We start from the raw sequence: 25473 nt of genomic DNA on the forward strand, positions 1-25473 counted from the left end.
CAGTATTTGAACCAGTCAATCTGTTCAGAGTATTGCCAGACGACGTAATGCTTCGTGTAAAGTGGCATCCTGCTTGGCAAAACAGAAGCGCACAATTCCCGACTCTTTTCCTTGCCGATAAAAAGCGGACACCGGAATCGCTGCAACACCGGCCTCAGTGGTCAGCCAGCGCGCAAAGTCCAGTTCCGGCAGAGATGAAATCGCGCTGTAATCAACACTTTGGAAATAGGTTCCTGCGCATGGCAATAAGCGGAAACGAGTCTTTTGCAGGCCTTGCCGGAATAAATCCCGTTTTTTCTGATAAAAAGCAGACAGTTCCAGATAAGGAGCCTGATTTTGCATGTAATGCGCCAGTCCGGCCTGCATCGGGGTATTGACGGTAAAGACGTTAAACTGATGGACTTTGCGGAATTCCGCCATCAAAGCTGCCGGAGCGGCCACATAACCGACTTTCCAGCCTGTTACATGATAAGTTTTTCCAAAACTGGAAATAATGTAGCTGCGCTCAGCCAGTTCCGGATAGCGTGCCAGCGATTCATGACGCATGCCGTCGAAAACCATGTGTTCGTACACTTCGTCAGAGGCAATCAGTAACCTGGTGCCCCGCACAATCTCGCAGAGTGCGCTGATATCTGCCGCTGTCATGACAGAACCGGTCGGGTTGTGCGGTGAATTTAGCATCAACAGACGGGTTTTGTCACTGATTTTGGCCTTAATCTGGCCCCAGGGGATGCTATAACCTTGTTCATCTAATTCCATGCTGACCAGTACCGGAACACCACCAGCCAGCCGGATCGAAGGGATATAACTGTCGTAAGCCGGTTCAATCACAATAACTTCATCACCCGGATGGACACAGGCCAGCAGCGTGGTCAGGATGGCCTGGGTTGCTCCGGCTGTCACTGTGATTTCTGTGGCAGGATCGTAACGCTGGCCATACAGGCTGACGATCTTATCGCTGATCTGTTGTCGGAAAGCAGGCAGCCCCGGCATAGGCGGATACTGGTTCAGACCTTCCTGCATGGCCCGCGTGACTGCCGCTGGCAAGGCCGGATCACAGTCAAAATCAGGAAATCCCTGCCCGAGATTAACGGCTTTTTTCTCTGCCGCCAGTGCCGACATGACTGAGAAAATTGTGGTGCCGATTTCTGGTAATTTGGAAGGAGGAAGAAAACTGACAGTCATGGTGGGTGCAGATTAATGTTCAGGCTGTGGTGTCAGGAGGAACACTCCGGTGCAGGCACCGGAGTCGGCAGAAATGTTTATTTGGTACCGAACAGGCGATCACCTGCGTCACCCAGACCGGGGACGATATAGCCGTGTTCGTTCAGACACTGATCGATAGAGGCGGTAATGATCGGGACATCAGGATGGGCTTTCTGCATGACCTTGATGCCTTCTGGCGCTGCCAGCAGGCAGACAAACTTGATGCTTTTGGCGCCACCGCGTTTCAGGCGCTCGATCGCCGCAGCTGCAGAGTTACCAGTTGCCAGCATCGGATCAACCACGATCACCAGACGTTCGGCAATGTCTTCAGGGACCTTGTAATAGTATTCCACTGGCTCCAGTGTTTCCGGGTCGCGGTACAGGCCGATATGACCGACACGTGCATTGGGCAGCAGATCCAGCATGCCGTCCAGAATGCCATTGCCGGCGCGCAATACCGAAATCACGCACAGTTTTTTGCCACTGATGGTCGGTGCGTCAATAGTCTGGATCGGCGTTTCAATCCGGGTAAATTCAATCGGTAAATCCCGCGTGACTTCATAAGCCAGCATTTGGCTGATTTCCCGCAATAAACGCCGGAAATTATCCGTCGGAGTATCTTTACTCCGCATCAGCGACAGTTTGTGTTGTATCAGCGGGTGTTTAATTTCAGTGACTAATTCGTTCAAGATCTCTCTCCGGCATATTGGTGTGACCCGTATTTTACGTCCGTCAGCCGAGGATTGGGATGCCTGCTGATTCTGGAATGTAGAAATAAGGGTGTTTTCTGCCTTTGCTCGCAGGATTGTTTGATTTTCCTTCACCGATAATTCAGGTTAAGAAGTTCCGGAAGCGCCAGGCCAGTGTCTTCGGGGAACGACTCTCAAATTCAGGAGCAGGGTATGGACAGTCATCAGTCAATGTTAAATCAGTTTTCTTTAGGGGGACTCACCCTGGACAGGGGTGTCGATGCTAAAGAAGATTACTCGTCCTCGCCTGATGTATTGGAGTCGAATTCCCGTATCGACGTTAAAGGTATCCGCGAAGCGATCGCCCGGGTGGAAGCCGAAGCCAGGGCAACAGTTGCCTCGGAAACCCGCCTGAAAGCAGAAACTCAGGCCAGGGTGCTGGCTGAGTCCCGCGCTCAGGCAGAAGCGGAAGCTGCCGAACTGGCACAGAAAAAACTGGCGCTGGAGCAGGACGCTGCCAGCAGCATGCAGGCCCGTTTGCTGGCTGAAAAACAATCCCAGGCAGCCGCAGCCGCCCGAATCGCTGCCAATGAACAGGAAGCCCGCAATCTGCAAGAAAGGGCGCAGATGGAAAACCGGGCAAAAGAACAGTCGGAATTGCGTCAGAAACTGGAGCAGGAAGCAAAAGCCCGCGCTGAAATGCAATGGAAAGCAGAGTCGGAAATTTCAGCCCGCGCTCAGGCCGAGGTCCGGCAACTGAGTCAGCAGACAGAAACAGCCCGCAACTGGGCCGCAGAACGTTTTGCTGCATCCGAGGGAGCGCGGCAGCAGGCCGTGGAACGTGCCCGCGCTGACGCCCGCATTGCTGAACTGGCGCGGGAGCGTGAAAAGCGCGAACGTGAGGCTCGCGAAACAGCGGAAATGCTGGCGAAAGTCCGTCACGAAAGTTTGCAGGCGGCAAAAGAGCGGGAGCAGGCAGAGGCGATGGCACTAGAATTTGCCATCAATCGTGCGCCGGTTGAGGCACGCGCTAAAGAAGATGCCTTGGCGCGGGTTGCGATTGAGCAGGAACAGGAGGCGATTGCACAGGCACGCATGGAGTCGGAGCGCCGTGCAGCAGAGGCAATACAGTTGCGTTTGCAGGCCGAGCAGGAATTACAGGTGGCCGCAGCAAAACGGGAGCAGGCTGAAAAAGTCGCCGCAGCGACAGCACAGGCTCGTAAAGAAGCGGAAGAAAAAATCCGTGCAGTGACTGAGTCTCGCATTCGTGCAGAGCGTGAACTGCAAACGACGGCGATGAGTCGTATCGAAAGTGAGGAGCAGGCCGATGTTCAGGCACGCATCCGTTTGCAGGCAGAGGCAGATGCGGCAGAAGAGGCCCGTCAGCGACGCATCGCAGAACAGGAAGCGACCGAGACAGCACGGCAACGTGCTGCGGAAGAACAGCGCGCTGCCGCGCTGGCAAAAGAACGTTCCGAGATGGAGCGTGTTGCCGTGCAGGCGGCACGCGAGCAGGCTGATGCCGAGCAGCAGGCATTGAGCGCAGGTGCTTTCCAGGCAGAGTTGTTGAAACGTGCTAACGCTGCTGCGGAACTGAAGGCTAAAAAAGCACAGGAATTGCTGCGGGCAGAAAAAATGCGTGCCGAAGCTGAGCAGAACGCCGTCCGTGCGCTTGAATTGAAATGCCAGGCGGAGCGTCAGCATGCTGAAGAGGCGGAAGCCCGCGCAAAGGCAGATCAGGAATATGCAGAATTACTGCGAATGAAAGAGGCCGCCGAACGTGCAGGCAGAATTGCGCAGGAAACAGAATGTGCAGCTGAGAAAATTGCCCTGCAATCCGCGATTGAGCAAGCTGGTCTGCAACAGAAAATGGCAGAGGCAACTGTCAAGAAAAGCCACGACGTCAGTCAGTTACTGCGTGTTCAGCAGCAGCTTGCTGAGGATGAAGCGAAAACCATCGAACTGCTGGACGAAAAGCTGGAGCTTGAACGTCGTCGTGCAGAAAAAGTTCAGCTGGCATTGAAAGCTGCCGAGGAGAAACTGGCATTGGAGCAAGCTGCCCAGAAAGAGGCTGAAGCCAGATTCCAGGCAGAAGAACAAATGAAAGCGCTGGCAGCCGCCAAAGAACATGCCGAGCGCGAACTGCGTCTGGCGCAGGAGGAAAAAGCAGCTGCAGAGCGTCAGGCATTGCAGCAGGCTGAATTACAGAAGGAGATGCAGCGTAAAGCGGCGGCACTGGCAGCACTAAAAGAAAAACAGGCATCTGAAATCGCAAAAGCTGAGCAGGTCAGGGCAGAAGCGGAAAAACAGGCAGCCCTCGCAGCACAGGAAAAACTGGAAGCGGAAAAAGCAACGGCAGAGCAAGTGATCGCACGTGCACACGCAGACCGTCAGCATATGCAGGTGCTGGAAAGCCGTCGTCAACAGGAAGCCGAAGTCCGTGCATCGCGCATGGCACTGATACAGGCCGAACAGTTACGTCTGCAAAAAGTACAGGAACATGCAGAACTGCAAAAGCAGGCCGCCAGTACCGCGCAGACCAAAGTGACAGAAGCGGAAGAGTTGGGAAAAGTGCTGAGGCAGCGGGCTGAATCTGAAAAACGGGCACTGGCACTGGTTCAGCAAAAACTGGAAGCGGAAAAGCAACTGACTGCTGAACTGCAGGCAAAAGCACACGCAGAACAGATGGAGCGTGATCAGCACCTGCAGCGAGTGCAGACTGAACAAGTGCTGCGCACCGCTATTGAAGCGCGTTTGGCGGAAGAGCAGAAACTGGCAGAACAACAAAAAGCGCAGGCAGCAGCAGAGCAGCAGGCGGCGCAGGCGGCAGCAGAGCGAGTCAGGGCCGCAACCCAGCTGACGCGTCTGGAGCAGGAAAAGGCGCAGGCACAACAGCAGGCAGCAGCGGCACTGGCACAGCAGGCAGAACTTCAGGAGCAGAAAGTAAAGGCCGATAAACTGGCCGCAGCGGCGGCGGCGGAATCACTCGCTGCCGAGCAGTCAGCCCACACTGCAGCGCAATCCAAAGCCATCGCCGAACAAGAACAGGCAAAACTGTCCGCAGCACGTGCGCGTGCTGAAAAAGAAGCAGAAGCGCTGGCCCAGGCCCGGTTGGAGGCAGAAAAAACTTTACATGCACAGGCAGAAACTTATGCTGCCAGCCAGCATAAGGCGCATCAGCTGGTAGTAGAAAAAAATCGCAAAATTGCCGAATTAGATCGCGTTCTGCAACAGCGTTCCGCCGACGAGGCACAGTTGCTTACCAGTACAGAAGCAAGGCTGGAGGCTGAAAAAAATGCACAGGAACATTTGCAGAGCCGTTTAGCCAGTGAGCAGCAGGCAAGCGAATTTGCACAGGCGAATGCGCGTGCGCAGCAGATTGTCCGTCTCGCTGCCGAAGCAACGCTGGCCGCTGAAGAAGCACTGCATCAGGAACTGGCGGCCCATGCAGATGCGGCAAAATTGATGGAGACCCTGAGTATCCAGCGTCTGGAACAGGAGCGGCAGCTGGTTGTGGCGCAACAGGCGCGTATTCAGGCCGAGCAGGAATTACTGGCAGTGCTGACCGCGAAGCAGCAGGCTGAGCAGGCAGCGAAGGACGAGGCTGCTGCACGCATCCAGGCTGAACAGGAACAACTGCTCTTGTTGCAGCAACGTTCAGCCGCAGAATCTGAGGCGAAACAGATCGCTGACCATCTGAATACCGCTGAAAAGCAATGGCTGGCGCAAGCCGCTGAAGAAGCACTGATTAAGAGGGAAGCTGCAGCTGCGCTGGAACAAAAAACCGGTTTGCTGAAGGAGTCAGTCCGTCTTGAACAGGAACGTCTGGAAACCGAGCAACAGCTGAGTCAGGAGCTCAAGGCGAAACTGGCGGCAGAACAAGCTTTGGATCTGGCCGCCCGGCAACGGCTTGAGGATGAGCAAAAATCAGCAGCACTGGCTATTTTAAGGGCAGAGGAAGAGCAGCGGGCGCAACAGGCCGCCGCACAGCAGGCTGAGATTGAGCAGGCATTGTTTGCCAAGTCAGCCGAACATGCAGAAGCCCAAAAAATCGCCATGCAGGCAGTAGCAGATAAATTGCAGGAAGCTGAGGCGCTGGCGATGATGGAAAACCGCCGTGCGGCGCTGGAACTGGAAGCGCTGAGTCTGCTGCGTCGGAAAGCAGTCGCTGAACAGCAGGCGCTGAGTGCGGCAGAACAGCATCAGCTGGCTGAGCGGGAATATCTGCAGGCAGCAGAATTACGCGCTCAGGCAGAGCAAAATGCCAGTGTCGCCATGCAAACGAAAGCTGCAGCAGAAAAAGAAGCTGCAGAACTGGCGGCCTTGCAGGCGGTGACCCATCAGGAAGCGGCTATTGCTGCGCAGGTGCAGGCGGATGAAATGTTGGCCGCACAAAGGCTGGAGGCGCAAAATATTGAGCTGGCCCAGCGTCATATTGCGGCGCTGCAGTTGCAGCAGCAGCAAGAGCAGCAGGCCATGGAGATGAAGCAGCAGGCTTTGTTGGCAATTGATGAAAAAATGGAAGCGGAAGCATTGATTTTGCAGGCTTCCCGCGAACGCTTGCAGGCAGAACAGGCACTGGCGGCACAGAGTGCTGCGCGTGTCCGACAAGAGCAGGAAGCTACTGCGCTGGAACAGCAAAAACTGGCCCTGGAGCAGAAATTGTCCGCCGCACAGGAAGCGCGTGCAGAACAGGCAAAAATCGCGATTGCTGAACTACAAAACCGTTTGGCGACAGAGCAGGAACAAACGACGCTTGAGACGCAGCGGATCGCGGCAGAGCAGGCTCTGGCAAAAGATCTGGCTGCGCGTCTTCAGCTTGAGCAGTCTCTGCTGGAAGAGTTGCAGCAAAAAGAAGAAGCTGAAGCAGGATTCGCAGACCAGCTTTTGAAGCAACGAGCTGAAATTTTCGCCAGCCAGCAGGCGCTGGAACAGGCTCAGCAGACTGTATTGCGTATGTCTGCCGAGGAACAGGTGCAACAGGAATCGAATGCCCGGTTGCAGCAACAGATTGAGCAACTTGCGGAACGTCAGCTGCAGCACAAGGCACATGCAGATCAATTAAAAAAGAAACTGGAATCGCAGGAAAGTGCGATGCAGTCTGAGGCGGAACAATTGCAGCAGCAGCTGGAAGCGGAGCACCGGGAAGCCGGAGTCCTGGCTCAGGCATTGATGGAAAAACTGCGCAGCAATCAGTCCGACAGTGAATCATGGCGTTTGCAGGCTCAGCAAATGCTGGCAGCCGCACCAGTTGAAGTTCCTGCTGAATTGGCGCCAGTATCCATGGAAGAAGTCAAAGCGGCTGAGAAATTCCGTTTCCGTCTGCGTCCATCTGTGCTGGCAGGGCTGGTACTGTGCGCCGGAGCATCCGGTGCAATCGGATGGACCCATGTGTCAGTTCATCTGCCGTTTGCCAGCGCAGTAGCTGCCACAGCACCGGCCGTCACTGTTCACGCGCCGCCGACATTGCCTGTCAGAGCCAGTGCCGGGGCACCTGCATTGCAGATGAGTTATCAGTTGACGCAGATTGCGCCTGCCGACAAGCGTCAGCCAGCTGTCCAGTCACCACAGGCAGTTAAAACAGAAACGGCACAGGATGCGGACAGAAAGACACGGTTACAGCTGGCGATGAATAACAGCAGATAAGTCGTCGCATTTGAACAAGTTCAGGAGAGTTGTTGACAGGAAAAAAATCCCGGCACTGACCGGGATTTTTATTTGGTTTTCATTTCAGGGAAAATCATGACTGCGACAAATCCTTTGCGTTCATGATTGTAGATTCTTAATCTGCCGCGGTGACGGCGAATAATACGATCGACAATGGCCAGGCCCAGCCCGGAACCATTGGCCTGACTCCTGGAGGCATCCGCCCGGGTGAATGGTTTCAGCAAGCGGTTCAGGTCATCGCTCGGGGCGCCGTCACCATAATCACGGAAGCTGATCAATACGCCCTGTTTTTTTCCGCGGTTTTTGTGGCTGCACTGGATTTCCACCACAGTATTGAGTTTGTCCGGATTTTTTCCGTAGCGGCATGCATTTTCAATCAGGTTGCTGAACAGACGTCGCAGTTCCGTTGCATTTCCTGCCACGTATTGATCTGGTGCGATCGAAGTGCGGATATGCAGATAATTGACCCGTGCATATTCATGAATCACCTGCTTTAATAATTCACTGACATTGATCGGATCAAAGCGCAGACTTTCTATCGGTTTGGCATAGTCCAGGAACTGATTAATGATGGCATCCATCTGGGATAGATCGGACTGCATGCCTTCCCGGGCGGCCTCATCCAGATTGGCCAGTTCCACTTCGAGCTGCATGCGTGCAAGCGGGGTGCGCAAGTCGTGGGAAATCCCTGCGAGAATGATGGTGCGGTCCGTGTCTATGCGTGCCAGATCTTCCACCATCTGATTAAAACTGGCGTTGGTTTCTCGAATTTCTTTGGGCCCCCGTTCTGGTAATGCTGGCGGCTCTTTTCCCTGAGCCAGAAGACGCGCTGCATTGCTGAGCCGTGACAAAGGTTCGTTGATAAATTTGGAAATGGCGGCAGCACCCAGCAAGGTAATCAGCAGAGTTGACGTGATCCAGCTGATGACGGGAAGTGTGCTGGGTGGATCCAGCTTATCCTCGTCGAGTTGCAGCCAGTAGGCGTCCCCTTCAATGTCAATGCTGATCCAGAATGCTTCAATGCCATTAACGTTGCGGGCGAAGCGGGTGTCTTTGCCTAGCCTGGATTTGAGTAGGTCGCTGAATTCCGCTAAAAAAGCGCTTGAATCCAGCGCTTCCACCACATCGCTGTCTTTTAAGGTGTAGATTCGGATACCTTGATTATGGGCGAATTCAAGCAGCAGTTCTTTGCGTTTTTCGGGGGCGGCATGAGTTAATGCTGCGCGGGTGATATTGGCAATGGATACGATCTGCGAGGTCAGCTGTTCTGCCCGCGGCGTGCGTTCCAGGGTTCTGAAACTGATAAACCAGATTGCCATGCTCGACATCACCAGCATGGCAAGTAAAAAGAAAGTGCGCCAGAAGAGGCCGCTGCGCAGCCACTCAAGACTGTTCAGATAAGAGCGCATACGGAAATCCGGAAGGCTTATTCTTTCGCTCCGTCAGGAATGAAAACATAACCTAAACCCCAGACAGTCTGGATGTACAGAGGATTTGACGGGTCCGGTTCAATCAGTTTTCTTAATCGTGAAATCTGAACATCCAGACTGCGGTCAAAAACCTCATACTCCCGGCCTCTGGCAAGTTCCATCAGTTTTTCGCGGGACAGCGGCTGGCGTGCATGACGTGCAAAAACTTTGAGGACGGAAAACTCACCGGTTGTCAGGGAAATTGTTTCGTTTTTCTTTTTCAGCGTGCGGGTTCCCAGATCGAGCACGAAATCGCCAAATGAAAATGTCTGCGGTCCGTCGGATGGCGCTCCCGGTAATTCATCCGGTACTTTCCTGCGCAATACGGCATTGATGCGAGCCACCAGCTCGCGTGGATTAAACGGTTTGGGCAGGTAGTCGTCTGCTCCCATTTCAAGGCCGATAATCCGGTCAACTTCCTCACCTTTTGCCGTGAGCATGATGATCGGCGTGCGGTCTCCGGCACCGCGCAGGCGGCGGCAAATAGCGAGACCATCTTCGCCGGGCAGCATCAGATCAAGCACCAGCATGTCGTAACGTTCACGCATCCAGAACTTATTCATTGTCTGTGCATTTTCTGCACCCACAACATAAAAACCTTGTTCGGTCAGATAGCGTCGCAGCAGCTCACGCAGCCGTAAATCGTCATCAACGACCAGAATTTTTGCCTTGGGCGGGTTGCTGGGGGCAGCAGTGGTATCAGTGTTTGATTGGAGATTGTTCATAATATTGATGGTACTGGCATCGTTGCAGCTTGGAAACCTGTTGAAGGCTTGACTTACAAAGTGTTACACACTTTACTCAAGGGGAAAATTAACTTCTGACAAGCTCCATTACACTGAGCAGGCTTATCCGCTGCTATTGCTGCTTCGGCGGCGACACATTATCCTTTGTTTGAATCCAGAGGAAAGTGCTTTAAGCGGCAATGCTCTTTACCAGATAATACTATCAATTTTTGATTGCCTGAATGAACAATACTGCTGTCAGGGTCTCCGCCGCCTGCATTATTCTGTTATGTCAAATCAATGCGATTGCGGGCGATGGCGTATTCCGGATAGGCAGTTTCTGGCCGAATGCTTTATCTCAGGGGAAAAATGGGCATCCCGATGCTCAGAAAAGAGGCGGAGCGCGCGAGCTGCATCTGTCCAGGCCAGCCGGTTCTGCCAAAAAAGATGAAATTGATAAACAGTGTCAGCAAGGTGATGCCGCCACGATGCCTGGTTGTTCGCGGTTGCAGGAAGTGAAGAAAAATAAACTGAGCCCGGACGAGCGTCGCGCTATGCGGCAGCAGATTCAGGACATGGAGCGTGAAATCCAGCCCGGGAAGAAATAATGCTCGGCGTGATGAGGTCGCTGAGTTGCATCAGCGACGGTGTTGCTTCATGATTTTCTGCTGTTCGCGCTGCCAGTCCCGTTCTTTTTCCGCATCCCGCTTGTCGTGCTGCTTTTTGCCTTTTGCCAATCCGATCTGACATTTGACCCTGCCTTGGCTGAAATGCATATTCAGCGGCACCATCGTATAGCCTGAACGTTCCACTTTTCCGATCAGTTTGCTGATTTCAGCGGCGTGCAATAACAGTTTCCGGGTACGGACGGAATCCGGGTGAATGTGGGTTGACGCGGTTGGTAATGCACCGATGTGTGCGCCAAACAGATAAATTTCCCCGTTGCGAACGATGACGTAGGCTTCTTTCAGTTGCAGACGCCCGGCACGGATTGCTTTGACTTCCCAGCCCTCCAATACAATGCCGGCTTCGAACTGTTCTTCGATAAAGTAATCGTGAAATGCTTTTTTGTTATCGGCGATGCTCATGTATGGGGCGGTGTAGATTGATCAATTCAGTCTCGAAATTGGTAAAGCTAATTTCAGTCTGACAATGACTCAGTTAAAATGCGAACTTGGAATTTTACCAAATGGTTTATCTCAATGGCAGTTGTGCATAAGACAGTTTTTATCGGATACAGCGCAGCGCAGATGTTCGCGCTGGTTGACCGGGTGGAGGATTATCCTCTTTTTTTGCCTTGGTGCGGGGATGTGTCTGTGGCGGAACGTTCGGAAAATCATCTGACGGCAACACTGAACATTAATTATCACGGTATCAAACAAAGCTTTACAACCCGTAATGTGAACCAGGCACCGCATTCAATGCAGATGCATCTGGTTGAGGGCCCATTCAGACATCTGAGCGGCAACTGGAAATTTACAGAGTTGCGTGCGGATGCATGCAAAATTGAATTCGATTTGAATTACGAGTTTTCCAGCAAATTACTTGAGCATTTAATTGGGCCGGTTTTCAGCAAAATTGCCAATAGCTTTGTGGATTCTTTTTGCGCACGTGCGGAGGCAACTTATGCCTGAAATTGCAGTGCAGGTTTGTTATGCCCCTGTAGACGGTATTTGTGTGCTGGATGTTTGTCTGCCGGCAGGCGCCACTGTTTATGATGCGATACAGGAGAGTGGGGTGGTCCGGACTTTTCCTGAAATTGATATCAGCGTGTTGAAGGTGGGTGTTTTCGGAAAATTAAAAGAATTATCGGCTGTTTTGCATGAGGGGGACAGGGTGGAAATCTATCGCCCCTTGCTGGCCGACCCGATGGAAGCACGGCGCCGGCGAGCCAAGAAGCATCGTCAGGAAAAAATCTGATTGCCGTATCAATTTATTTGCAATCAGAGAGTGCTTTTTTAATATCAGCAGCTTCTTTTTCCCGCTGACTGTCTGACAGGTAGCTGCGCTCCCCGTTTTTATCGGTCGTGGTGACGCGTACGCCGGAGTCCAGTATTTTCTGATAATTTTTTGCGCGCTCACAATTATTGGCTTTGTCCGCATTGGCCTGCTGTTCGTCGGCGGCTTTTTTATCTTTGATTGCCTGCTCTGCGCGGCGTTTATTGAAATCCTGATTTTTTTCCGCTGTGGTCATTGGTTTTGCAGGTGCCGAGGCAGCATCCTGTGTGTTGCTGTTATCAGTTTCTGTTTTCGGAGTCGGCGCGCCCCCTTTGATGATGCGGTTTTTAGGGACGGATACCGGCGGGGGGGTATCTGAAAACTGCTTGTTTCCTTTTTCATCAACCCATACATATTGGGCATTGGCTGCAGGGCAGGCAAGCGTTCCAAGCATGATCAGTGCGGTGATCCGGTAAGTGAGCATATAAGTTCTCGAAAGAAAATGAATAAATAAGAGTTTTACATGCAGAGAGACGAGTTCGCAAGTTTTCTGTATAATTCGCTTTTGCGCCTATAGGAAATACTATGCGTTTACTTCAAAAAGCACTCACGTTCGATGACGTGCTACTCGTCCCGGCATATTCGAACATCCTCCCAAAAGACACCTCTCTCGCGACTAAATTGACGCGGAATATCCATCTGAGCATACCTTTGGTATCTGCTGCCATGGATACCGTGACCGAAGCACGACTGGCTATTGCGATGGCACAGGAAGGCGGGATCGGCATTATTCATAAAAATCTGACTGCCAAGGAGCAGGCTCGCGAAGTCGCGAAGGTCAAGCGTTTTGAGTCCGGCGTGCTGCGTGATCCGATCACGATTCCGCCGAGCATGAAAATCCGTGAAGTGATCGCTTTGTCGCAGCAGTATGGCATCAGTGGTTTTCCGGTTGTGGAAGGTAAAACCGTGGTTGGTATTATCACTAACCGCGATCTGCGCTTTGAGGAAGAGCTGGATGCGGAAGCCCGCGCCAAGATGACACCACGTGAAAAGCTGGTTTGTGTGAATGAAACGGCTGATCTGGCAGAGGCCAAGCGCCTGATGAACAAACACCGCCTTGAGCGCGTGCTGGTGGTCAACGATGCGTTTGAATTACGCGGCCTGATTACTGTAAAAGACATCCAGAAATCGACCGAGCATCCTTTTGCATCTAAAGATGATCAGGGTAAACTGCGCGTCGGTGCAGCCGTTGGCGTTGGTCCTGACAACGAAGAGCGTATCGATTTGCTGGCAAAAGCTGGTGTGGATGTGATCGTGGTCGATACGGCACACGGCCACTCCAAAGGCGTGCTGGATCGTGTTCGTTGGGTGAAAGATAATTATCCGCATATCGAAGTCATTGGTGGCAATATCGCAACAGCCGCAGCAGCGTTGGCTTTGGTTGAACATGGTGCGGATGCAGTGAAGGTGGGTATCGGCCCTGGCTCTATCTGTACCACGCGCATTGTTGCTGGAGTCGGTGTGCCGCAGATTTCTGCCATTGCCAATGTCGCAAATGCACTCAAGGGCACAGGCGTGCCTTGTATCGCGGACGGCGGTGTGCGTTTTTCCGGCGACGTGTCCAAAGCGCTGGCAGCCGGTGCGTCGACTGTCATGATGGGCAGCATGTTTGCCGGTACCGAAGAGGCGCCGGGTGAAGTGATTCTGTTTCAGGGCCGCAGCTATAAATCTTATCGCGGTATGGGCAGCCTGGGTGCGATGGCGGACGGCTCTGCCGACCGTTATTTTCAGGATTCCGCGAATAATGCCGATAAACTGGTTCCCGAAGGTATTGAGGGACGTGTGCCTTATAAAGGCAGCGTCCTGGCAATTCTTTATCAACTGGTTGGCGGCGTCAGGTCTTCGATGGGGTATTGTGGTTGTGCATCGATCGATGATTTGCATATCAAGGCTGAATTCGTGGAAATCACTTCTGCCGGTATGCGCGAATCTCACGTGCATGATGTGCAGATCACGAAGGAAGCACCTAATTACCGGGCTGACTGATTCTTAAACAATTTGTCCGGAGCGCTTTATGCCCATGAGTATGGCGGATTTGGGATCAACAACATTGCAGGCCAATTCTGGTTTCGACCGGATTCTGGCAGAGAAAATGGAAACCAAAGTCGCCCGCTTTGAGCGTCTGGGCATCAAGTTGTTTTCTGTCGCAAATTGTTTTCTGACTTTTGGCTCAGTGAGCGGACGTTCGGGGCTGAGTGAACACTCGATCACGGAAATGGAAGCTGTATTTTCCGATGAGCATCCGCTGACGGATACATTTGTCGTCATTCCCGATTTGCTGGCGGATCCGCGTGACGGTACGCACAAGCACGTCACCGGAGCACCTTTTATCCGGTTTTACGCTTCGTTCCCCATCCTGGCGCAGGATGGTTCGTTGCTTGGGTGCTTTCGCTTACTGGACTATCAACCACGAACGCTGGATGAAGAGCAGCATTTGCTGCTGTCTGATCTGGCGACAGCGATAGAGCATGAGCTGGCGCTGAATGTGATTTGTCATCACCAGCTTGAACTGGTGAAGCAAAACCGCCGCCTGAAACGGGATTCCCTGATTGACCCGTTGCTGGGAACCTGGAATAAGGTTGCCATTGTCAGATCGCTGGGTATTGAGATGGAACGTTGCGCCAGATCGGATAAACCTTTGTCGCTGCTGTATTTGCTGCCGGATCAGATGGCTGGAATGCGGCAGCAACTCGGACAGATCACATCAGATCAGTTGTTGGTGCGGATGGTGAGCCGGGTGCGTTCCTGCATACGGCCATTTGATGCCTTGGGGCGCTTTGGTAATGATCAGTTGCTGGTTGTTTTACCCGGTGCATCCCGTCTGGTGGCCACGGCAGTGGCTGAACGGATACGTTTGTCGATCATGACGCATCCGGAGAAGGTTGAGAGTGAAGAAACTGCAGTCACAGTTTGCATCGGCGTGGTTTCTTCGGATATTTTCCCGGATGCTGATCCGGAAACATTAATCAGCTTAGCTGAAAAAGCCCTGCTTTCTGCAAAGAATGCGGGAAACAATACTGTTGTTCAGGCAATGCCCGGCCAACCTGACATGATGATTTGATTTATGCATTCAAAAATTCTAATCCTAGATTTCGGCTCCCAGGTCACCCAACTGATCGCCCGTCGCGTGCGTGATGCAGGCGTTTTTTCCGAAGTTCATCCTTACGACGTCAGCGACGAATTTATTCGTAATTATGGCGCTGCCGGCATCATTTTATCGGGTGGTCCGAACAGTGTGACTGAGGGAGATACTCCGCGTGCGCCAATGGCGGTATTCGAGGCAGGTGTGCCGGTGCTGGGTATTTGCTACGGTATGCAAACTATGGCTGAGCAGCTTGGCGGTAAAGTGGAAAACGGACTGGTGCGTGAGTTTGGTTACGCTGAAGTCCGTGCACGCAGCCATACAGCCTTATTGAGCGGTATCAATGACTTTGTGACGCCGGAAGGCCATGGCATGCTGAAGGTCTGGATGAGTCACGGCGATAAAGTCAATGAGATGCCGCCCGGCTTTAAGCTGATGGCGTCTACGGACAATTGTCCGATTGCCGCAATGGCGGACGAAGAGCGTCGCTTTTACGCGGTTCAGTTCCATCCGGAAGTCACGCATACGCTGCAGGGCGAAGCAATTATTGGCCGTTTTGTGCATGAAATCTGCGGCTGCAAGTCAGACTGGAATATGCCGGATTACATCGCAGAAGCTGTTGCCGCAATTCGTGCCCAGGTCGGTAGCGACGAAGTCATCCTTGGTTTGTCCGGCGGTGTCGACAGTAGTGTGGCTGCAGCGCTGATTCATCGCGCGATCGGCGATCAACTGACATGCGTGTTTGTCGATCACGGTTTGCTGCGGCTCGACGAAGGCAAGATGGTGATGGACATGTTCGCCAAAAATCTCGGCGTCAAAGTGATTCATGTGGATGCGACTGTGCAGTTCATGGGCCACCTGACTGGTGTTACCGATCCTGAAGCAAAACGTAAAATTATCGGCCGCGAATTTGTCGAGGTGTTTCAGGCTGAATCAGCTAGATTGAGTAATGCTAAATGGCTGGCGCAAGGCACGATTTATCCCGATGTGATCGAAAGTGCGGGTAAGGGCAAGAAAGGTTCGCATACCATCAAGAGTCATCATAACGTAGGGGGCTTGCCCGATACGCTGAACCTGAAATTACTGGAACCACTGCGCGAACTGTTTAAGGATGAAGTGCGTAAGCTCGGTGTTGCTTTGGGTCTGCCACACGGTATGGTGTATCGCCACCCTTTCCCAGGGCCAGGCCTGGGTGTGCGTATTCTCGGCGAAGTTAAAAAAGAATTTGCCGATCTGCTGCGCAAGGCAGATGCGATTTTCATTGAAGAATTACGTGGTAATTTCGTTGATCCGCAGGCTGAAAAACCAGTCAGCTGGTACGATGCCACCAGCCAGGCATTCGCAGTTTTCCTGCCGGTGAAATCGGTGGGCGTGATGGGTGACGGACGCACTTACGATTATGTCGTGGCATTGCGCGCAGTACAGACGCAGGATTTCATGACCGCACACTGGGCGCATCTGCCGCATGAGTTGCTGGGTAAAGTGTCCAACCGGATTATTAATGAAGTGCGTGGTATCAACCGGGTTGTCTATGATATTTCCGGCAAACCACCAGCAACGATTGAGTGGGAATGATCACACGTCTGGCATCAGCAGGCAGCTGATGGCACCAAAACACCCGTAAGCCCGCGTCACTGCGGGCTTTTTTGCTTTTTGGTCTGGCATCGACTGGCATCTTCAAGCACCGGCAAGTACGCTTTTCTTATGGTACGGCGGGTGGTACTATCTCACTCGATACCATGAGAGACGCCCGATACCATGCCATGATTTTTAGACTTAGCATGGTATTGAAAGTTCGTAACGTGTTGATTTTTAAGTAAAAAAGTCGCTTTTTTGATGCTGATTTTGATCATGGTATTTTGAACCTAGATAGGACGAATGCCATGCTCACCGATACCAAGCTTCGCAACATCAAGCCGCAGGACAAGCTCTATAAAGTCAACGACCGCGACGGCCTCTATGTGGCCGTCACACCGGCCGGAGCGATCTCGTTCCGCTACAACTACTCGATCAACGGCAGGCAGGAAACCATCACCTTCGGTCGCTACGGCAGCGGAGGCATCACCTTGTCGGAAGCCCGCGAGCAGCTGGGTGAAGCCAAGAAGATGATTGCGGCAGGCAAGTCACCGGCCAAGGAGAAGGCGCGAGACAAAGCCCGCGTAAAAGATGCCGAGACATTCGGTGCATGGGCCGAAAAGTGGTTACGCGGCTACCAAATGGCCGACTCGACCAGAGATATGCGCCGTGCAATCTATGAGCGGGAGTTGAAGCCGAAATTCGGCAACCAGAAGCTGGTAGAAATCACCCATGAGGACTTGCGGACGCTGACCGATACCATTGTTGAGCGCGGCGCGCCAGCTACGGCGGTGCATGTGCGCGAAGTAGTCATGCAGGTTTTTCGATGGGCAATCGAGCGTGGCCAGAAGGTGGAAAATCCGGCGGATATGGTCAGGCCAACCACCATTGCCAAGTTTGAGCCCCGTGATCGTGCGTTGACGCATGACGAGATCGGGCTGATGTACCAGTATATGGAGCGCATCGGCACGACACCCTCGATTCGGGCTGCGGCCAAGTTGCTACTGCTGACAATGGTTCGCAAGAGTGAACTGACGAACGCTACTTGGAGCGAAGTCAATTTCAGCGAGGCCCTTTGGACGGTTCCCAAGGAGCGGATGAAGCGGCGCAACCCCCATCACGTCTACCTATCTCGGCAGGCGCTGGATATTTTCATTGCACTGAAGACGTTTTCCGGTGGGTCTGAGTACGTGCTGCCATCAAGATATGACTCGGACTTACCAATGAGCAGTGCCACGCTCAACCAGGTGCTGACGCTGACTTACAGGTTGGCACAGAAGGAAGGCAAGACGCTGGCGAAGTTCGGGCCGCATGATCTACGGCGAACTGCAAGCACGTTGCTACATGAAGCTGGATACAACACTGACTGGATTGAAAAGTGCCTTGCCCACGAGCAGAAGGGTGTAAGGGCGGTGTACAACAAGGCCGAATATCGGGAGCAACGCACGGCCATGTTGCAGGATTGGGCAGACATGATTGATGAATGGACAGTTAAGCGGCTGCGACAGAATGATTGACGCCAGGGCGGCTGGCCTGGTTGCCCGACGTCCTTCGCGCCTCGATCCATTCTTCAACCTCGGCCAGGTCCCAGGCCACGTTACGGCTGGTGAGTGCAATGCGGCGCGGGAATTCTCCACGCTGTTCCATGTTGAAAATCGTGCGCTCAGCAAGTGGAATCATTGCCAGCAGGCTTTTGCGGTTGATTAGAGTTTTAGTTTTCACGGGTGATCTCCATGTGAAAACTCCAATCGTTCGCGAACTGCCTTAATTGTTTTCAGAGAGCGCTGATGCTTCTCTATCAATCTTGTTTGCATACGGTGCCATTCCTTCAATTACGTATTTAGTGGTTGAAGGATGGCGAAATATCGCAACTGTATGGGCGTCAAGTGATAGGCTTGTTGACACACTTCTTGCAGCTGAAGCGGTGATGCGAACAGAGTCAGGTGACCGGGTTAGTGTTCATGCCTTTTCGCCGCTTGAGGGCTGCCGATACCGCTTGACGTGAGACGCCAAGTTGTCTCGCAATTTCAGATTGGTTGGTAATACCTCGGCTAGTCAAAGCATCGATCATTTCGGCCGAAATTCTGGTAATCGTTGGCTTTGACTCTTGTAATAGTCGATATGCCTCCTTTCGAACATGGGCGTGCGCTTTAATATCCCAAGTAGGCCATTGCCCCGCTTTGATTGACCAAATCTCGTTAATCAAAGCGTGATATTCGCCCACCCGCTCGACGTCACGCTGATATGCGCGTCTTGCGTCATCGCTGCGACGTTGGTTGTGGCGTTCACAATAGAGACGACTGGGTTCTCCGGCCCGACTTGATTTTTGAGCTAGATCAGCGCGGGCATTACCCGGTTTGGGGTGCGGCTTTGCGCCAATGAAATCACTGCGCTTCGCCCATAATGCCATCCGCGCTTGGCCTTCCACCTGAAGTCGAAACTGTTCGACGGAAATGTAGCCTGTTTCGTTTTGACCGTCCCTGTCGCGCAGCTCATCGCTCTTGAGATTGCGGAAGCCATCTATGCCGCAGTACTCAATGATTAATTTTATTGGGCTGTCTGGCCTGTCTCCAGTAAGCGCCAATGCAAAGCGATTTGCCGCAGCATCAGCGATTTTTTCTGCCTGCGCACTAATCGTTTGGCTCATGGGCACAGCTTCGCCATTGCGCTTGTAGAAGCCTCTGGCTCTCTCCGATGTTGCCAGTGCGAACTCGGTAACTTCGCCGCACAACTCACAAAAACACCAGCTGATCGGGTCATTGAGTTTTGTGCGCACGCGCTCCGACGTGGTTTCGCACTCTGCTGCGAGGTCGCCAATCCTAGGATCAAATACTTTTCTGAGCTGTCTTTTTGATTGCGCCATTTTTGTCAACAGTCCTATCACTTGACGGCAATATTACCGCATTAACCGGTCATCCTTCAACCACTAAATACGTAATTGAAGGAATGACACCGTATGCAAATCGAAGAGGCATTGACCAAGCAGTACGGCCCACTGTTGAGCGTAGCGCAGTTGGCAAAAGTCCTCGACCGCTCTGCCGAGGGGTTGCGCATCAGTCTGCGGACAGACTCGGATTGGTCCAAGTCCATCAATGCCGCCAAGTTGAAACTTGGCCGGCGTGTCTATTTTCGGACAGCTGAAATTGCCCTCGTTCTGAGCGGCAAGTAAAGCGGCCGGCATGACGTCTTCACTGCTTGCTCAACATCCCGCGTTGGTTGCGCGGATGGCAGAGGCGCAGGCCCGCACTGCAGCGCGCCGCGAATCGCCTGAGCCACAGCAGATGTTCTTACCAGGGCTTGACCCCGAAGTTAGGGCGATGCCCAACCATGTCGCCCGATCATCGCTTTTTGCGCCTGTTGCCCGTGGCCGCAAGGTTCTGCATGAACAGACGGTTCTGGTGAGTCGCGCAGACGCCACCATCACTTACACCGGGTATCAGCTGGATGAGGCTCAGGCTGATGCATGGATGCAGCTCATGTTCGAGGCGAAGGATGCCCCGCTTGGTCAGCCTGTCCTCATCAATCGAGCTGCATTCCTGCAGGCCATTGGACGCGGGACGAGCGGCCGGGAATATGAGTGGCTACATCGAGCGATGTTCGTGTTCACGGCAGCAACCATCGTCATTGAGACGCGCAAGCGAGACGGCGCACCGAAGTACCGATTGGGGCACACCAAGGCATTTCACATGCTGGCCGATTTTGAATATGACGCGGATGCTGAAACCTACACCTTCACCATTGATCCGCGTTGGAAAACACTGTTTGGTGGCCGGGAATATGCCCTGATCGACTGGGACAAGCGTTTGCAGATCGCCCAGGGCCAAGACATGGCAAAGGCGCTGCAGCGACTGACCGCAACATCCTCTGACCCTGTGCAGCGGTACGCGCTGGACTGGCTTAAAGAAAAGCTGCAATACACCAGTCCGATTCGGAAGTTCAGGGCATCGTTGATCGCTGCCATGCAGGAGTTGGAGCGTGTTGGCGTCATCGCCGGCGGCCGCATCGAACGCAGCACCAAGGGCCGTGAGCAGGCGGCCTGGACCAAGCTGGCTGGGGAGGAGTCTTGATGCGCTCAACCCATCGTGTTTGCGTTCCGGGGGCGTCGTGTTTGCGTTCCGCTTTCTCGTGCTTGGATTCCGCTTTTTCGTGTTTGCGTTCCACCCCATCGCCGCAAACCCGCATGGGCATTGGCTTTAAGAGCAGTTCGCCGCCCTCTACCTTCTTTTTACCTTCTCTTTACCGGGAAGTGCCTGTGGACAACCAGGTGCAACAGCCGTTCACCTCACTTCGGCAGCGTCGTCGTCATCGACTTGCTGAGGAAATTCAATTGATGACGCCAAAAGGAGAAATAGCAATGCACAACTCAACAGCACGAAAGGCCGTTTTGGTCGCGCTCGTGTCCACCATGGCAGTGTCCGCCGCTAACGCGGGGAGCGTGGCCGGTAACGGTGGCTCTACGGAAGTGACGCAGATTTTGAACAACGTCGAGCTGATTCAGCAATCGGCTCAGATGTACCAACAGGTTCAGCAGACCCTGCAGCAGGTACAGATGGCCCAGCAACAGCTGAAGAACTTGATGGCTGCACCACAACAGATGTGGGGCCAGGCTCAACAGGAATTGACCAGCCTGACCCAACTGGTTGCGCAGACCAACGCCATCAGCTACGCCGCCGGCAACATTGACCAGTCGTTTAAGCAAGCGTTTCCTGGCTATGCAAAAAGTGCGGGCGCAACGAATTACGGCACCAAGTACGCCGCGCTCATTACGAAGGCCATGGACGGCTTGAGTTCGGCGCTGCAAGGAGCAGGACTGAATGCCAATCAGTTTGCGAATGAGCGCGCCGCTATCCAACAGATTCAGGGCATTTCCGCTGGTTCGCAAGGCTCCCTGCAGGCGGTTCAGGCCGGCAACATGATCGCCAGCCAAACGGTGGACCAGCTGCAGAAATTGCGCCAGTTGCTGGCGAGCCAGGCGCAGTCGCAAGCGAACTTCCTGGGCGCGCAGGCGCAGATTCAGGCAGACCAGACAGATGCCACACAGACCCTTCTGAAACAAGGTGATGGCACCGTGCGCAAGGCTGGCCAGAGCGGCTACAAAACTTTCTGAGGATCGACGCCATGAAAAATTTCATCAAGCAAATGGGCCACGGTCAAAAGCGTTGGTTTTCCCTTGGCGTTGCCTTGATCCTGTTCACCTTGTTTTCGCTTTTGACCGGATGTAGTGACAAGGCGGCGGAAGAAAGCGCTGCGCGTCAGAAGGCGCAAGACGCAGCCATGCAGCAGATGCTGAAACAAAGCGGAGCGGCCAGTGCGCCGGACGGTAGCCACACCGTGCGCAAAGCTGGCGAATCCGGCATGAAGGGGTACTGATCCATGTGTGACGCTGAATTCAGACATTACTTCGCCAAGGCCAAGGACGCCAAAAGGGGCGGAAAGGACGCATGGGATGTGCAATCCACAGGCGAAAAGGTGGCCGTAGCGCTCGCGCTCAACAAGCCCGAATGGCTTGCAAGCCTGGGATACACCCTTGCCGAAGCCATCGACCGCACAGGGCCGCAATGGATTGCGTTGCTGCCGCGTGTTGAGCGTGCCTTGCTTGACCTCGAATAGTTCAGACGGGAGAAAGAAATATGAAACAACGTAATCTGTTCCTTCTGGCCTTTGGCCTTCTGATGATCGCATCGCCAGCATTCGCCGACACCACCGGCTATGACTTGGGTTCGATCATGGACAAGTACCAAGCGGCCGCCACTCAGTTCGGCTCGAACATCACTGCTGTGGCGCTCAAGCTCTGCTACACGTTATTCGCCATCGACCTAGCTTGGACGGTTCTCGGCCGACTTCTCAAGGGTTCTGACATTGTGGAAATCGGCTCCGCGCTAATCATGCGGGTAATGTGGGTTGGCCTTGTCGTGTGGGTCATCAACAACCCCAGCGTGCCGCTGGCATTCGTCAATGGCTTTATCCAGTTGGGCAAGACTGGCGCGAACACATCAGCCATCAGTCCCGGCGACGTGTTCTGGCAGGGCATTGACCTGGTGAACATGATGATGACCAAGTTTTCCGACAATGCCACTGTGGCCGGCGTGCCGGTTCCGGCAGGGATCGCGGCGATGGCCAACCCCTTTGCTGCCATCCTGATTGGCATTGCCTTAATCGTCATCGTCGTTTGTTACGCCATGTTGGCGGCGCAATTCGCGGTGGCCTGGGTTCAACTCTGGTTTTACCTTGCTGTCTATCCGATTGTCTTGGCATTCGGTGCGATGAAGTGGACCAAAGACATAGCGATGAAGGTCATCACCACACCGCTTGTCTATGGCGTTCGGTTTATGGCGATCTACTTCATCATGGCCGTGGGAACGACCCTGGCCCAGGACTTTGGCACCGAGATTGGAAACCTCTCGCTGACCAACCTGACGCCGATCTGGACGATCCTGGCAGGCTCTGTACTGTTGTTCATGCTCACGTTGAAGGTGCCGACGCTGGCGGCCGATTTGTTGGGCGGCACAGCATCGTTGTCTGCTGGTGATGGTGTCGGCGCTGGCTTGGTAGCTGGTGGCGCTGTCGCGGCCGTGGCCGGAGGTGCATATGCCGCTGGGTCTACCCTTGCGAACGATGTAGGCGGTGCCATAAAGACGGGTCAAGCTGCGATAACGCAGGCCCGCGAAAAAGGTGCCACGGGTGTCATGGGTACGGCTGCAGGTGCCGCTGGTGCGGTCGGTAGCGCCGTTGGCGAAGCTGCGATGGAGGGCATCAAGGGCTTGGGCGGTGATTCCATGGGCGGTCGCCTGGCCGGGCGCATCGACACCAAAACAGCTGGTATCCGCGAAAGCAAAGCAGCGGCCAGCGTGTCTGCGCCTTCCGTTCCAGGTAGCCAACCGCCAGCGCCTGCCAGCGGCGAATCCAGTCCAGCGACCACCACACCACAGGCCCCGCCTGCAACCGAAGGAAGCCAATCCACCCAGTCGGCAGCAGCGCCCACTGAAACGCCGCCAGAGCCGACGCGCGACACGCCAGCAGCACCGACCACCAGCAGCACCGCGACAGGCCAGCCAGGCGCACCTGCAGCCACCTCGACTGACGTAACGGCTCCGGCGCTGGCCACGCCACCAGCACAGAACGGGTTGCCTGCAGAGGCACCTTCTGCACACACACCGCCGATAGCTGCACCAGTTGCAAATGCAGAGCGTGTACACGCATCCGATCCGGTCGCTGTTGCCGCAGCTTTGCCAACGGGCGACACAGCGGATGCGGAATCGCCAGGTGCATCGAGTAAGGCTGCTTTGGCCGTCAAGGCAGTTCTCAACGAGGTGCAGAAAACCAGCGGCTCAGGCGGCGGGTCTGTGCAAACCAGTCACGGCAATGAATAAGGACAAGTGAAATGAGAAAACCAGAAAAGATCGCAGGTTTTACGGTCGAGGCATTTCCACACGTGAAGGCCACGCAGGTTGAATGGGTTATTCAATTCCGTGATCTGCCTTCTGTGCGGGCCGTTGGTGCGAGCTTGCCGGAGGCCAAGGAGCGCCTGGCCATCAAATGGGAAAAAACAGCAGAAGCTTTCAGGGCGGCTGGTGTGCCGGTACCGAAACCAAGCCGTCCGAGGGGGAATAAGCGAGTTCTTGACGCGATTCGTCGGCTGGCGGATCGGAAGTCGAAACCCATTTTCTAGCCTACATGCAGTCAGTGTGCAGTGATATTGCCGTGTTGTTGAAGTGTTAGCGCAGTTGAGTCGCATGTTTGCGCAGTCTGTTAGCAATGAACATGCAGTGCTGTTGCCGTGATTGTCGTTGGACTGCCTTCTTTTGGCGTGATTTTGCGCAAGCAGGTTGTCTCAAACCAATCAGGCATCAGCCAGCGCAAAGATGGATAGGTACGCCCTGACTTGATGCCCCGGAAATGTGTTGCAAGACCTGAATACAAAGACCTTAGTGGAACATAAAGGGTGTATTGCGCTGCTGCTGTGTTTTTGGTGTTTTTCCTTGGTGCGTGCCGCTTGGATGCGTACTGCGTATTTTGAAAATGTGTTGCGAATGCAGGAAGACCGCGCAACACGACAGAAAGGAGGCCATATGGCCGCGAAACAAACCTATTCCGTTCGGCTTGATGCCGATCAACGGCATCAGTTGGACGCCAGGGCTGAACGCATGGAGTTGCCAGTCGGCTGCCTGATACGCCTGGCCATCGATGCATATCTGAAGCAGCAGGAAGAAAAGGATTACCTATCGGAGGTTGAGAAGCGCATCGCTGTCACGATTGATCGACTTGCCCGTCAGGTAGCGAAAGACCGGGCAGAACAGCAAATGGTTGTCGGCATGTTGGACTACTTGAGGGAGTGGCTGGCATTCACGCTTCCGACGCCGGCCGACAAGAACCAGGCAAATGACCTTATGCGCGAGCGCGACAAGGTTTTTTGGGAGCGGCTGCCTTTGCAATTCACAAATACGTCGAAAGCAAAGGTGACAACTTTTTTGGAAGAAAAGACGCGAGCGGCACTCCCGTGTCCGGCATGCGGTACTGGATCGTTGTTTCCCAAGGAGGGCAAAAAAGGGCTTTATTGGTACTGCAGCAATTTGAAGGCTTCGCCAAAGTGCGAAGCAACTTTTCAGGATGCTGGAGGACAGCCCGTATTGCCCGGTGCAGAAGCCAGCCGGTAAACGTTCAACTTAATCGACTTGGAGAATTGAAAATGCAAAAGCAAATCAAGATGGAATCGGCCATGGCAATGCTGACTCAGGCTACTGCCATCAATCACGTGTTCGATGAGGGAGCCGAAGAGCTTGGCTGTGGTCCGGTGCTGTACGCGCTGGAACTCAACGGCCGACTGTGCTTGGTGTGCCGAGACGATGACACCGAGAGAATGATTGTTGTCCCGGTTGACCGCTGGGAGCTGGAAAACTTAGTGGAAGCAATTGACGATCCATTGTCGGTCTTGTCGCTTCATGAGCTGGATAGCAAGTCTCTGGAAAAGGTGGCAGCACGAACGATTGCGGCGTTCGCACTGCCTGCCAAGACGACCCATTAAGAGAGCTGCCATGACCCAACAAAGATACACCAAGAAGAGG

25 protein-coding genes are annotated in these 25473 nt (G+C 53.8%); 17 read left to right on the forward strand and 8 right to left on the reverse strand.

Features of this window, described 5'->3' with window-relative positions:
• Positions 1-24 precede the first annotated feature (24 nt).
• Together H8K27_RS07235 and upp are read right to left on the reverse strand one after the other, a co-directional pair.
• On the reverse strand, positions 25-1185 hold the full coding sequence (locus tag H8K27_RS07235) for a pyridoxal phosphate-dependent aminotransferase (protein ID WP_186862479.1): 1161 nt from the start codon (positions 1183-1185) through the stop codon (positions 25-27).
• Positions 1186-1262: 77 nt separating this feature from the next.
• Positions 1263-1895 carry a uracil phosphoribosyltransferase gene (upp, locus tag H8K27_RS07240; RefSeq protein WP_186862480.1) on the reverse strand — a complete coding sequence of 211 codons (633 nt, stop codon included), beginning with the start codon at positions 1893-1895 and terminating at the stop codon, positions 1263-1265.
• A 213-nt stretch (positions 1896-2108) separates the two neighbouring features.
• On the opposite strand from upp, the gene H8K27_RS07245 reads away from it, so the two are divergent.
• Positions 2109-7541 carry a hypothetical protein gene (locus H8K27_RS07245; RefSeq protein WP_186862481.1) on the forward strand — a complete coding sequence of 1811 codons (5433 nt, stop codon included), beginning with the start codon at positions 2109-2111 and terminating at the stop codon, positions 7539-7541.
• Positions 7542-7609: 68 nt separating this feature from the next.
• Here the strand turns inward: H8K27_RS07245 and H8K27_RS07250 are convergent, their stop codons facing one another.
• Positions 7610-8971 carry an ATP-binding protein gene (locus H8K27_RS07250; RefSeq protein ID WP_186862482.1) on the reverse strand — a complete coding sequence of 454 codons (1362 nt, stop codon included), beginning with the start codon at positions 8969-8971 and terminating at the stop codon, positions 7610-7612.
• Between the two features lie 17 nt (positions 8972-8988).
• The gene (gene ompR / locus H8K27_RS07255; protein ID WP_186862483.1) at positions 8989-9756 is read right to left on the reverse strand and encodes an osmolarity response regulator transcription factor OmpR; all 768 of its coding nucleotides are present in this window, start codon (positions 9754-9756) and stop codon (positions 8989-8991) included.
• A gap of 242 nt (positions 9757-9998) precedes the next feature.
• On the opposite strand from ompR, the gene H8K27_RS07260 reads away from it, so the two are divergent.
• The gene (locus H8K27_RS07260; RefSeq protein ID WP_186862484.1) at positions 9999-10364 is read left to right on the forward strand and encodes a hypothetical protein; all 366 of its coding nucleotides are present in this window, start codon (positions 9999-10001) and stop codon (positions 10362-10364) included.
• 30 nt (positions 10365-10394) lie between these two features.
• Here the strand turns inward: H8K27_RS07260 and smpB are convergent, their stop codons facing one another.
• Positions 10395-10844 carry an SsrA-binding protein SmpB gene (smpB, locus tag H8K27_RS07265; RefSeq protein ID WP_186862485.1) on the reverse strand — a complete coding sequence of 150 codons (450 nt, stop codon included), beginning with the start codon at positions 10842-10844 and terminating at the stop codon, positions 10395-10397.
• Positions 10845-10958: 114 nt separating this feature from the next.
• Between smpB and H8K27_RS07270 the strand changes: the two genes are divergently transcribed.
• Together H8K27_RS07270 and H8K27_RS07275 are read left to right on the forward strand one after the other, a co-directional pair.
• Complete coding sequence (locus H8K27_RS07270) at positions 10959-11390, forward strand: type II toxin-antitoxin system RatA family toxin (protein WP_186862714.1); 432 nt, start codon at positions 10959-10961, stop codon at positions 11388-11390.
• Positions 11383-11676 carry an RnfH family protein gene (locus H8K27_RS07275; RefSeq protein WP_186862486.1) on the forward strand — a complete coding sequence of 98 codons (294 nt, stop codon included), beginning with the start codon at positions 11383-11385 and terminating at the stop codon, positions 11674-11676. Before H8K27_RS07270 ends, H8K27_RS07275 begins: the two co-directional genes overlap by 8 nt.
• A gap of 13 nt (positions 11677-11689) precedes the next feature.
• Here H8K27_RS07275 and H8K27_RS07280 read toward each other — a convergent pair whose 3' ends face one another.
• On the reverse strand, positions 11690-12178 hold the full coding sequence (locus tag H8K27_RS07280; RefSeq protein ID WP_186862487.1) for a DUF4124 domain-containing protein: 489 nt from the start codon (positions 12176-12178) through the stop codon (positions 11690-11692).
• Positions 12179-12279: 101 nt separating this feature from the next.
• On the opposite strand from H8K27_RS07280, the gene guaB reads away from it, so the two are divergent.
• The 4 genes from guaB (at position 12280) to H8K27_RS07300 (ending at position 17928) form a co-directional block, all read left to right on the forward strand.
• Positions 12280-13740: an IMP dehydrogenase gene (guaB, locus tag H8K27_RS07285; RefSeq protein WP_186862488.1), complete on the forward strand. Its 1461-nt coding sequence runs from the start codon at positions 12280-12282 to the stop codon at positions 13738-13740.
• A 28-nt stretch (positions 13741-13768) separates the two neighbouring features.
• On the forward strand, positions 13769-14815 hold the full coding sequence (locus H8K27_RS07290) for a GGDEF domain-containing protein (protein WP_186862489.1): 1047 nt from the start codon (positions 13769-13771) through the stop codon (positions 14813-14815).
• A gap of 3 nt (positions 14816-14818) precedes the next feature.
• Positions 14819-16411, forward strand: coding sequence for a glutamine-hydrolyzing GMP synthase (guaA, locus tag H8K27_RS07295; protein ID WP_186862490.1), 1593 nt, complete (start codon positions 14819-14821; stop codon positions 16409-16411).
• A 308-nt stretch (positions 16412-16719) separates the two neighbouring features.
• Entirely contained in the window at positions 16720-17928 is a 1209-nt protein-coding gene (locus tag H8K27_RS07300; protein ID WP_186862491.1) for a tyrosine-type recombinase/integrase, read from the forward strand.
• Here the strand turns inward: H8K27_RS07300 and H8K27_RS07305 are convergent.
• Positions 17903-18133 carry a helix-turn-helix transcriptional regulator gene (locus H8K27_RS07305; RefSeq protein WP_329604355.1) on the reverse strand — a complete coding sequence of 77 codons (231 nt, stop codon included), beginning with the start codon at positions 18131-18133 and terminating at the stop codon, positions 17903-17905. The genes H8K27_RS07300 and H8K27_RS07305 overlap by 26 nt on opposite strands.
• Positions 18134-18350: 217 nt before the next feature.
• Complete coding sequence (locus H8K27_RS07310; RefSeq protein ID WP_186862492.1) at positions 18351-19274, reverse strand: MarR family transcriptional regulator; 924 nt, start codon at positions 19272-19274, stop codon at positions 18351-18353.
• 93 nt (positions 19275-19367) lie between these two features.
• Here H8K27_RS07310 and H8K27_RS07315 point away from each other — a divergent pair, with 93 nt between their 5' ends.
• The 9 genes from H8K27_RS07315 (at position 19368) to H8K27_RS07355 (ending at position 25433) form a co-directional block, all read left to right on the forward strand.
• A complete protein-coding gene (locus H8K27_RS07315; protein WP_186862493.1) occupies positions 19368-19580 on the forward strand; it encodes a DNA-binding protein in 213 nt (70 codons plus the stop codon).
• A gap of 10 nt (positions 19581-19590) precedes the next feature.
• Positions 19591-20478 (forward strand): plasmid replication initiator TrfA, encoded by an 888-nt coding sequence (gene trfA, locus H8K27_RS07320; protein WP_230089629.1) that lies wholly within the window; start codon positions 19591-19593, stop codon positions 20476-20478.
• A gap of 113 nt (positions 20479-20591) precedes the next feature.
• A complete protein-coding gene (trbJ, locus tag H8K27_RS07325; RefSeq protein ID WP_186862494.1) occupies positions 20592-21518 on the forward strand; it encodes a P-type conjugative transfer protein TrbJ in 927 nt (308 codons plus the stop codon).
• An 11-nt stretch (positions 21519-21529) separates the two neighbouring features.
• Complete coding sequence (locus tag H8K27_RS07330; RefSeq protein WP_186862495.1) at positions 21530-21781, forward strand: hypothetical protein; 252 nt, start codon at positions 21530-21532, stop codon at positions 21779-21781.
• 3 nt (positions 21782-21784) lie between these two features.
• Positions 21785-22021 carry a hypothetical protein gene (locus tag H8K27_RS07335; protein WP_186862496.1) on the forward strand — a complete coding sequence of 79 codons (237 nt, stop codon included), beginning with the start codon at positions 21785-21787 and terminating at the stop codon, positions 22019-22021.
• A 20-nt stretch (positions 22022-22041) separates the two neighbouring features.
• A complete protein-coding gene (gene trbL / locus H8K27_RS07340) occupies positions 22042-23781 on the forward strand; it encodes a P-type conjugative transfer protein TrbL (RefSeq protein WP_186862497.1) in 1740 nt (579 codons plus the stop codon).
• 11 nt (positions 23782-23792) lie between these two features.
• Entirely contained in the window at positions 23793-24080 is a 288-nt protein-coding gene (locus H8K27_RS07345; RefSeq protein WP_186862498.1) for a hypothetical protein, read from the forward strand.
• A gap of 232 nt (positions 24081-24312) precedes the next feature.
• A complete protein-coding gene (locus H8K27_RS07350) occupies positions 24313-25065 on the forward strand; it encodes a ribbon-helix-helix domain-containing protein (RefSeq protein ID WP_186862499.1) in 753 nt (250 codons plus the stop codon).
• Between the two features lie 32 nt (positions 25066-25097).
• Complete coding sequence (locus H8K27_RS07355; RefSeq protein ID WP_186862500.1) at positions 25098-25433, forward strand: hypothetical protein; 336 nt, start codon at positions 25098-25100, stop codon at positions 25431-25433.
• The last annotated feature ends 40 nt before the right edge of the window (positions 25434-25473 follow it).

The sequence above is a fragment of the Cognatundibacterium griseum genome (assembly GCF_014284195.1).
Classification (GTDB): Bacteria; Pseudomonadota; Gammaproteobacteria; order Burkholderiales; family Burkholderiaceae_D; genus Undibacterium; species Undibacterium griseum.

Coding starts and splice junctions, on each gene's coding strand:
- H8K27_RS07235 (WP_186862479.1), bottom strand. CDS start 1,185: ATGACTGTCAGTTTTCTTCCTCCTTCCAAATTACCAGAAATCGGCACC.
- H8K27_RS07245 (WP_186862481.1), top strand. CDS start 2,109: ATGGACAGTCATCAGTCAATGTTAAATCAGTTTTCTTTAGGGGGACTC.
- H8K27_RS07250 (WP_186862482.1), bottom strand. CDS start 8,971: ATGCGCTCTTATCTGAACAGTCTTGAGTGGCTGCGCAGCGGCCTCTTC.
- ompR (WP_186862483.1), bottom strand. CDS start 9,756: ATGAACAATCTCCAATCAAACACTGATACCACTGCTGCCCCCAGCAAC.
- H8K27_RS07260 (WP_186862484.1), top strand. CDS start 9,999: ATGAACAATACTGCTGTCAGGGTCTCCGCCGCCTGCATTATTCTGTTA.
- smpB (WP_186862485.1), bottom strand. CDS start 10,844: ATGAGCATCGCCGATAACAAAAAAGCATTTCACGATTACTTTATCGAA.
- H8K27_RS07270 (WP_186862714.1), top strand. CDS start 10,959: ATGGCAGTTGTGCATAAGACAGTTTTTATCGGATACAGCGCAGCGCAG.
- H8K27_RS07275 (WP_186862486.1), top strand. CDS start 11,383: ATGCCTGAAATTGCAGTGCAGGTTTGTTATGCCCCTGTAGACGGTATT.
- H8K27_RS07280 (WP_186862487.1), bottom strand. CDS start 12,178: ATGCTCACTTACCGGATCACCGCACTGATCATGCTTGGAACGCTTGCC.
- guaB (WP_186862488.1), top strand. CDS start 12,280: ATGCGTTTACTTCAAAAAGCACTCACGTTCGATGACGTGCTACTCGTC.
- H8K27_RS07290 (WP_186862489.1), top strand. CDS start 13,769: ATGCCCATGAGTATGGCGGATTTGGGATCAACAACATTGCAGGCCAAT.
- guaA (WP_186862490.1), top strand. CDS start 14,819: ATGCATTCAAAAATTCTAATCCTAGATTTCGGCTCCCAGGTCACCCAA.
- H8K27_RS07300 (WP_186862491.1), top strand. CDS start 16,720: ATGCTCACCGATACCAAGCTTCGCAACATCAAGCCGCAGGACAAGCTC.
- H8K27_RS07310 (WP_186862492.1), bottom strand. CDS start 19,274: ATGGCGCAATCAAAAAGACAGCTCAGAAAAGTATTTGATCCTAGGATT.
- H8K27_RS07315 (WP_186862493.1), top strand. CDS start 19,368: ATGCAAATCGAAGAGGCATTGACCAAGCAGTACGGCCCACTGTTGAGC.
- trfA (WP_230089629.1), top strand. CDS start 19,591: ATGACGTCTTCACTGCTTGCTCAACATCCCGCGTTGGTTGCGCGGATG.
- trbJ (WP_186862494.1), top strand. CDS start 20,592: ATGGGCATTGGCTTTAAGAGCAGTTCGCCGCCCTCTACCTTCTTTTTA.
- H8K27_RS07330 (WP_186862495.1), top strand. CDS start 21,530: ATGAAAAATTTCATCAAGCAAATGGGCCACGGTCAAAAGCGTTGGTTT.
- H8K27_RS07335 (WP_186862496.1), top strand. CDS start 21,785: ATGTGTGACGCTGAATTCAGACATTACTTCGCCAAGGCCAAGGACGCC.
- trbL (WP_186862497.1), top strand. CDS start 22,042: ATGAAACAACGTAATCTGTTCCTTCTGGCCTTTGGCCTTCTGATGATC.
- H8K27_RS07345 (WP_186862498.1), top strand. CDS start 23,793: ATGAGAAAACCAGAAAAGATCGCAGGTTTTACGGTCGAGGCATTTCCA.
- H8K27_RS07355 (WP_186862500.1), top strand. CDS start 25,098: ATGCAAAAGCAAATCAAGATGGAATCGGCCATGGCAATGCTGACTCAG.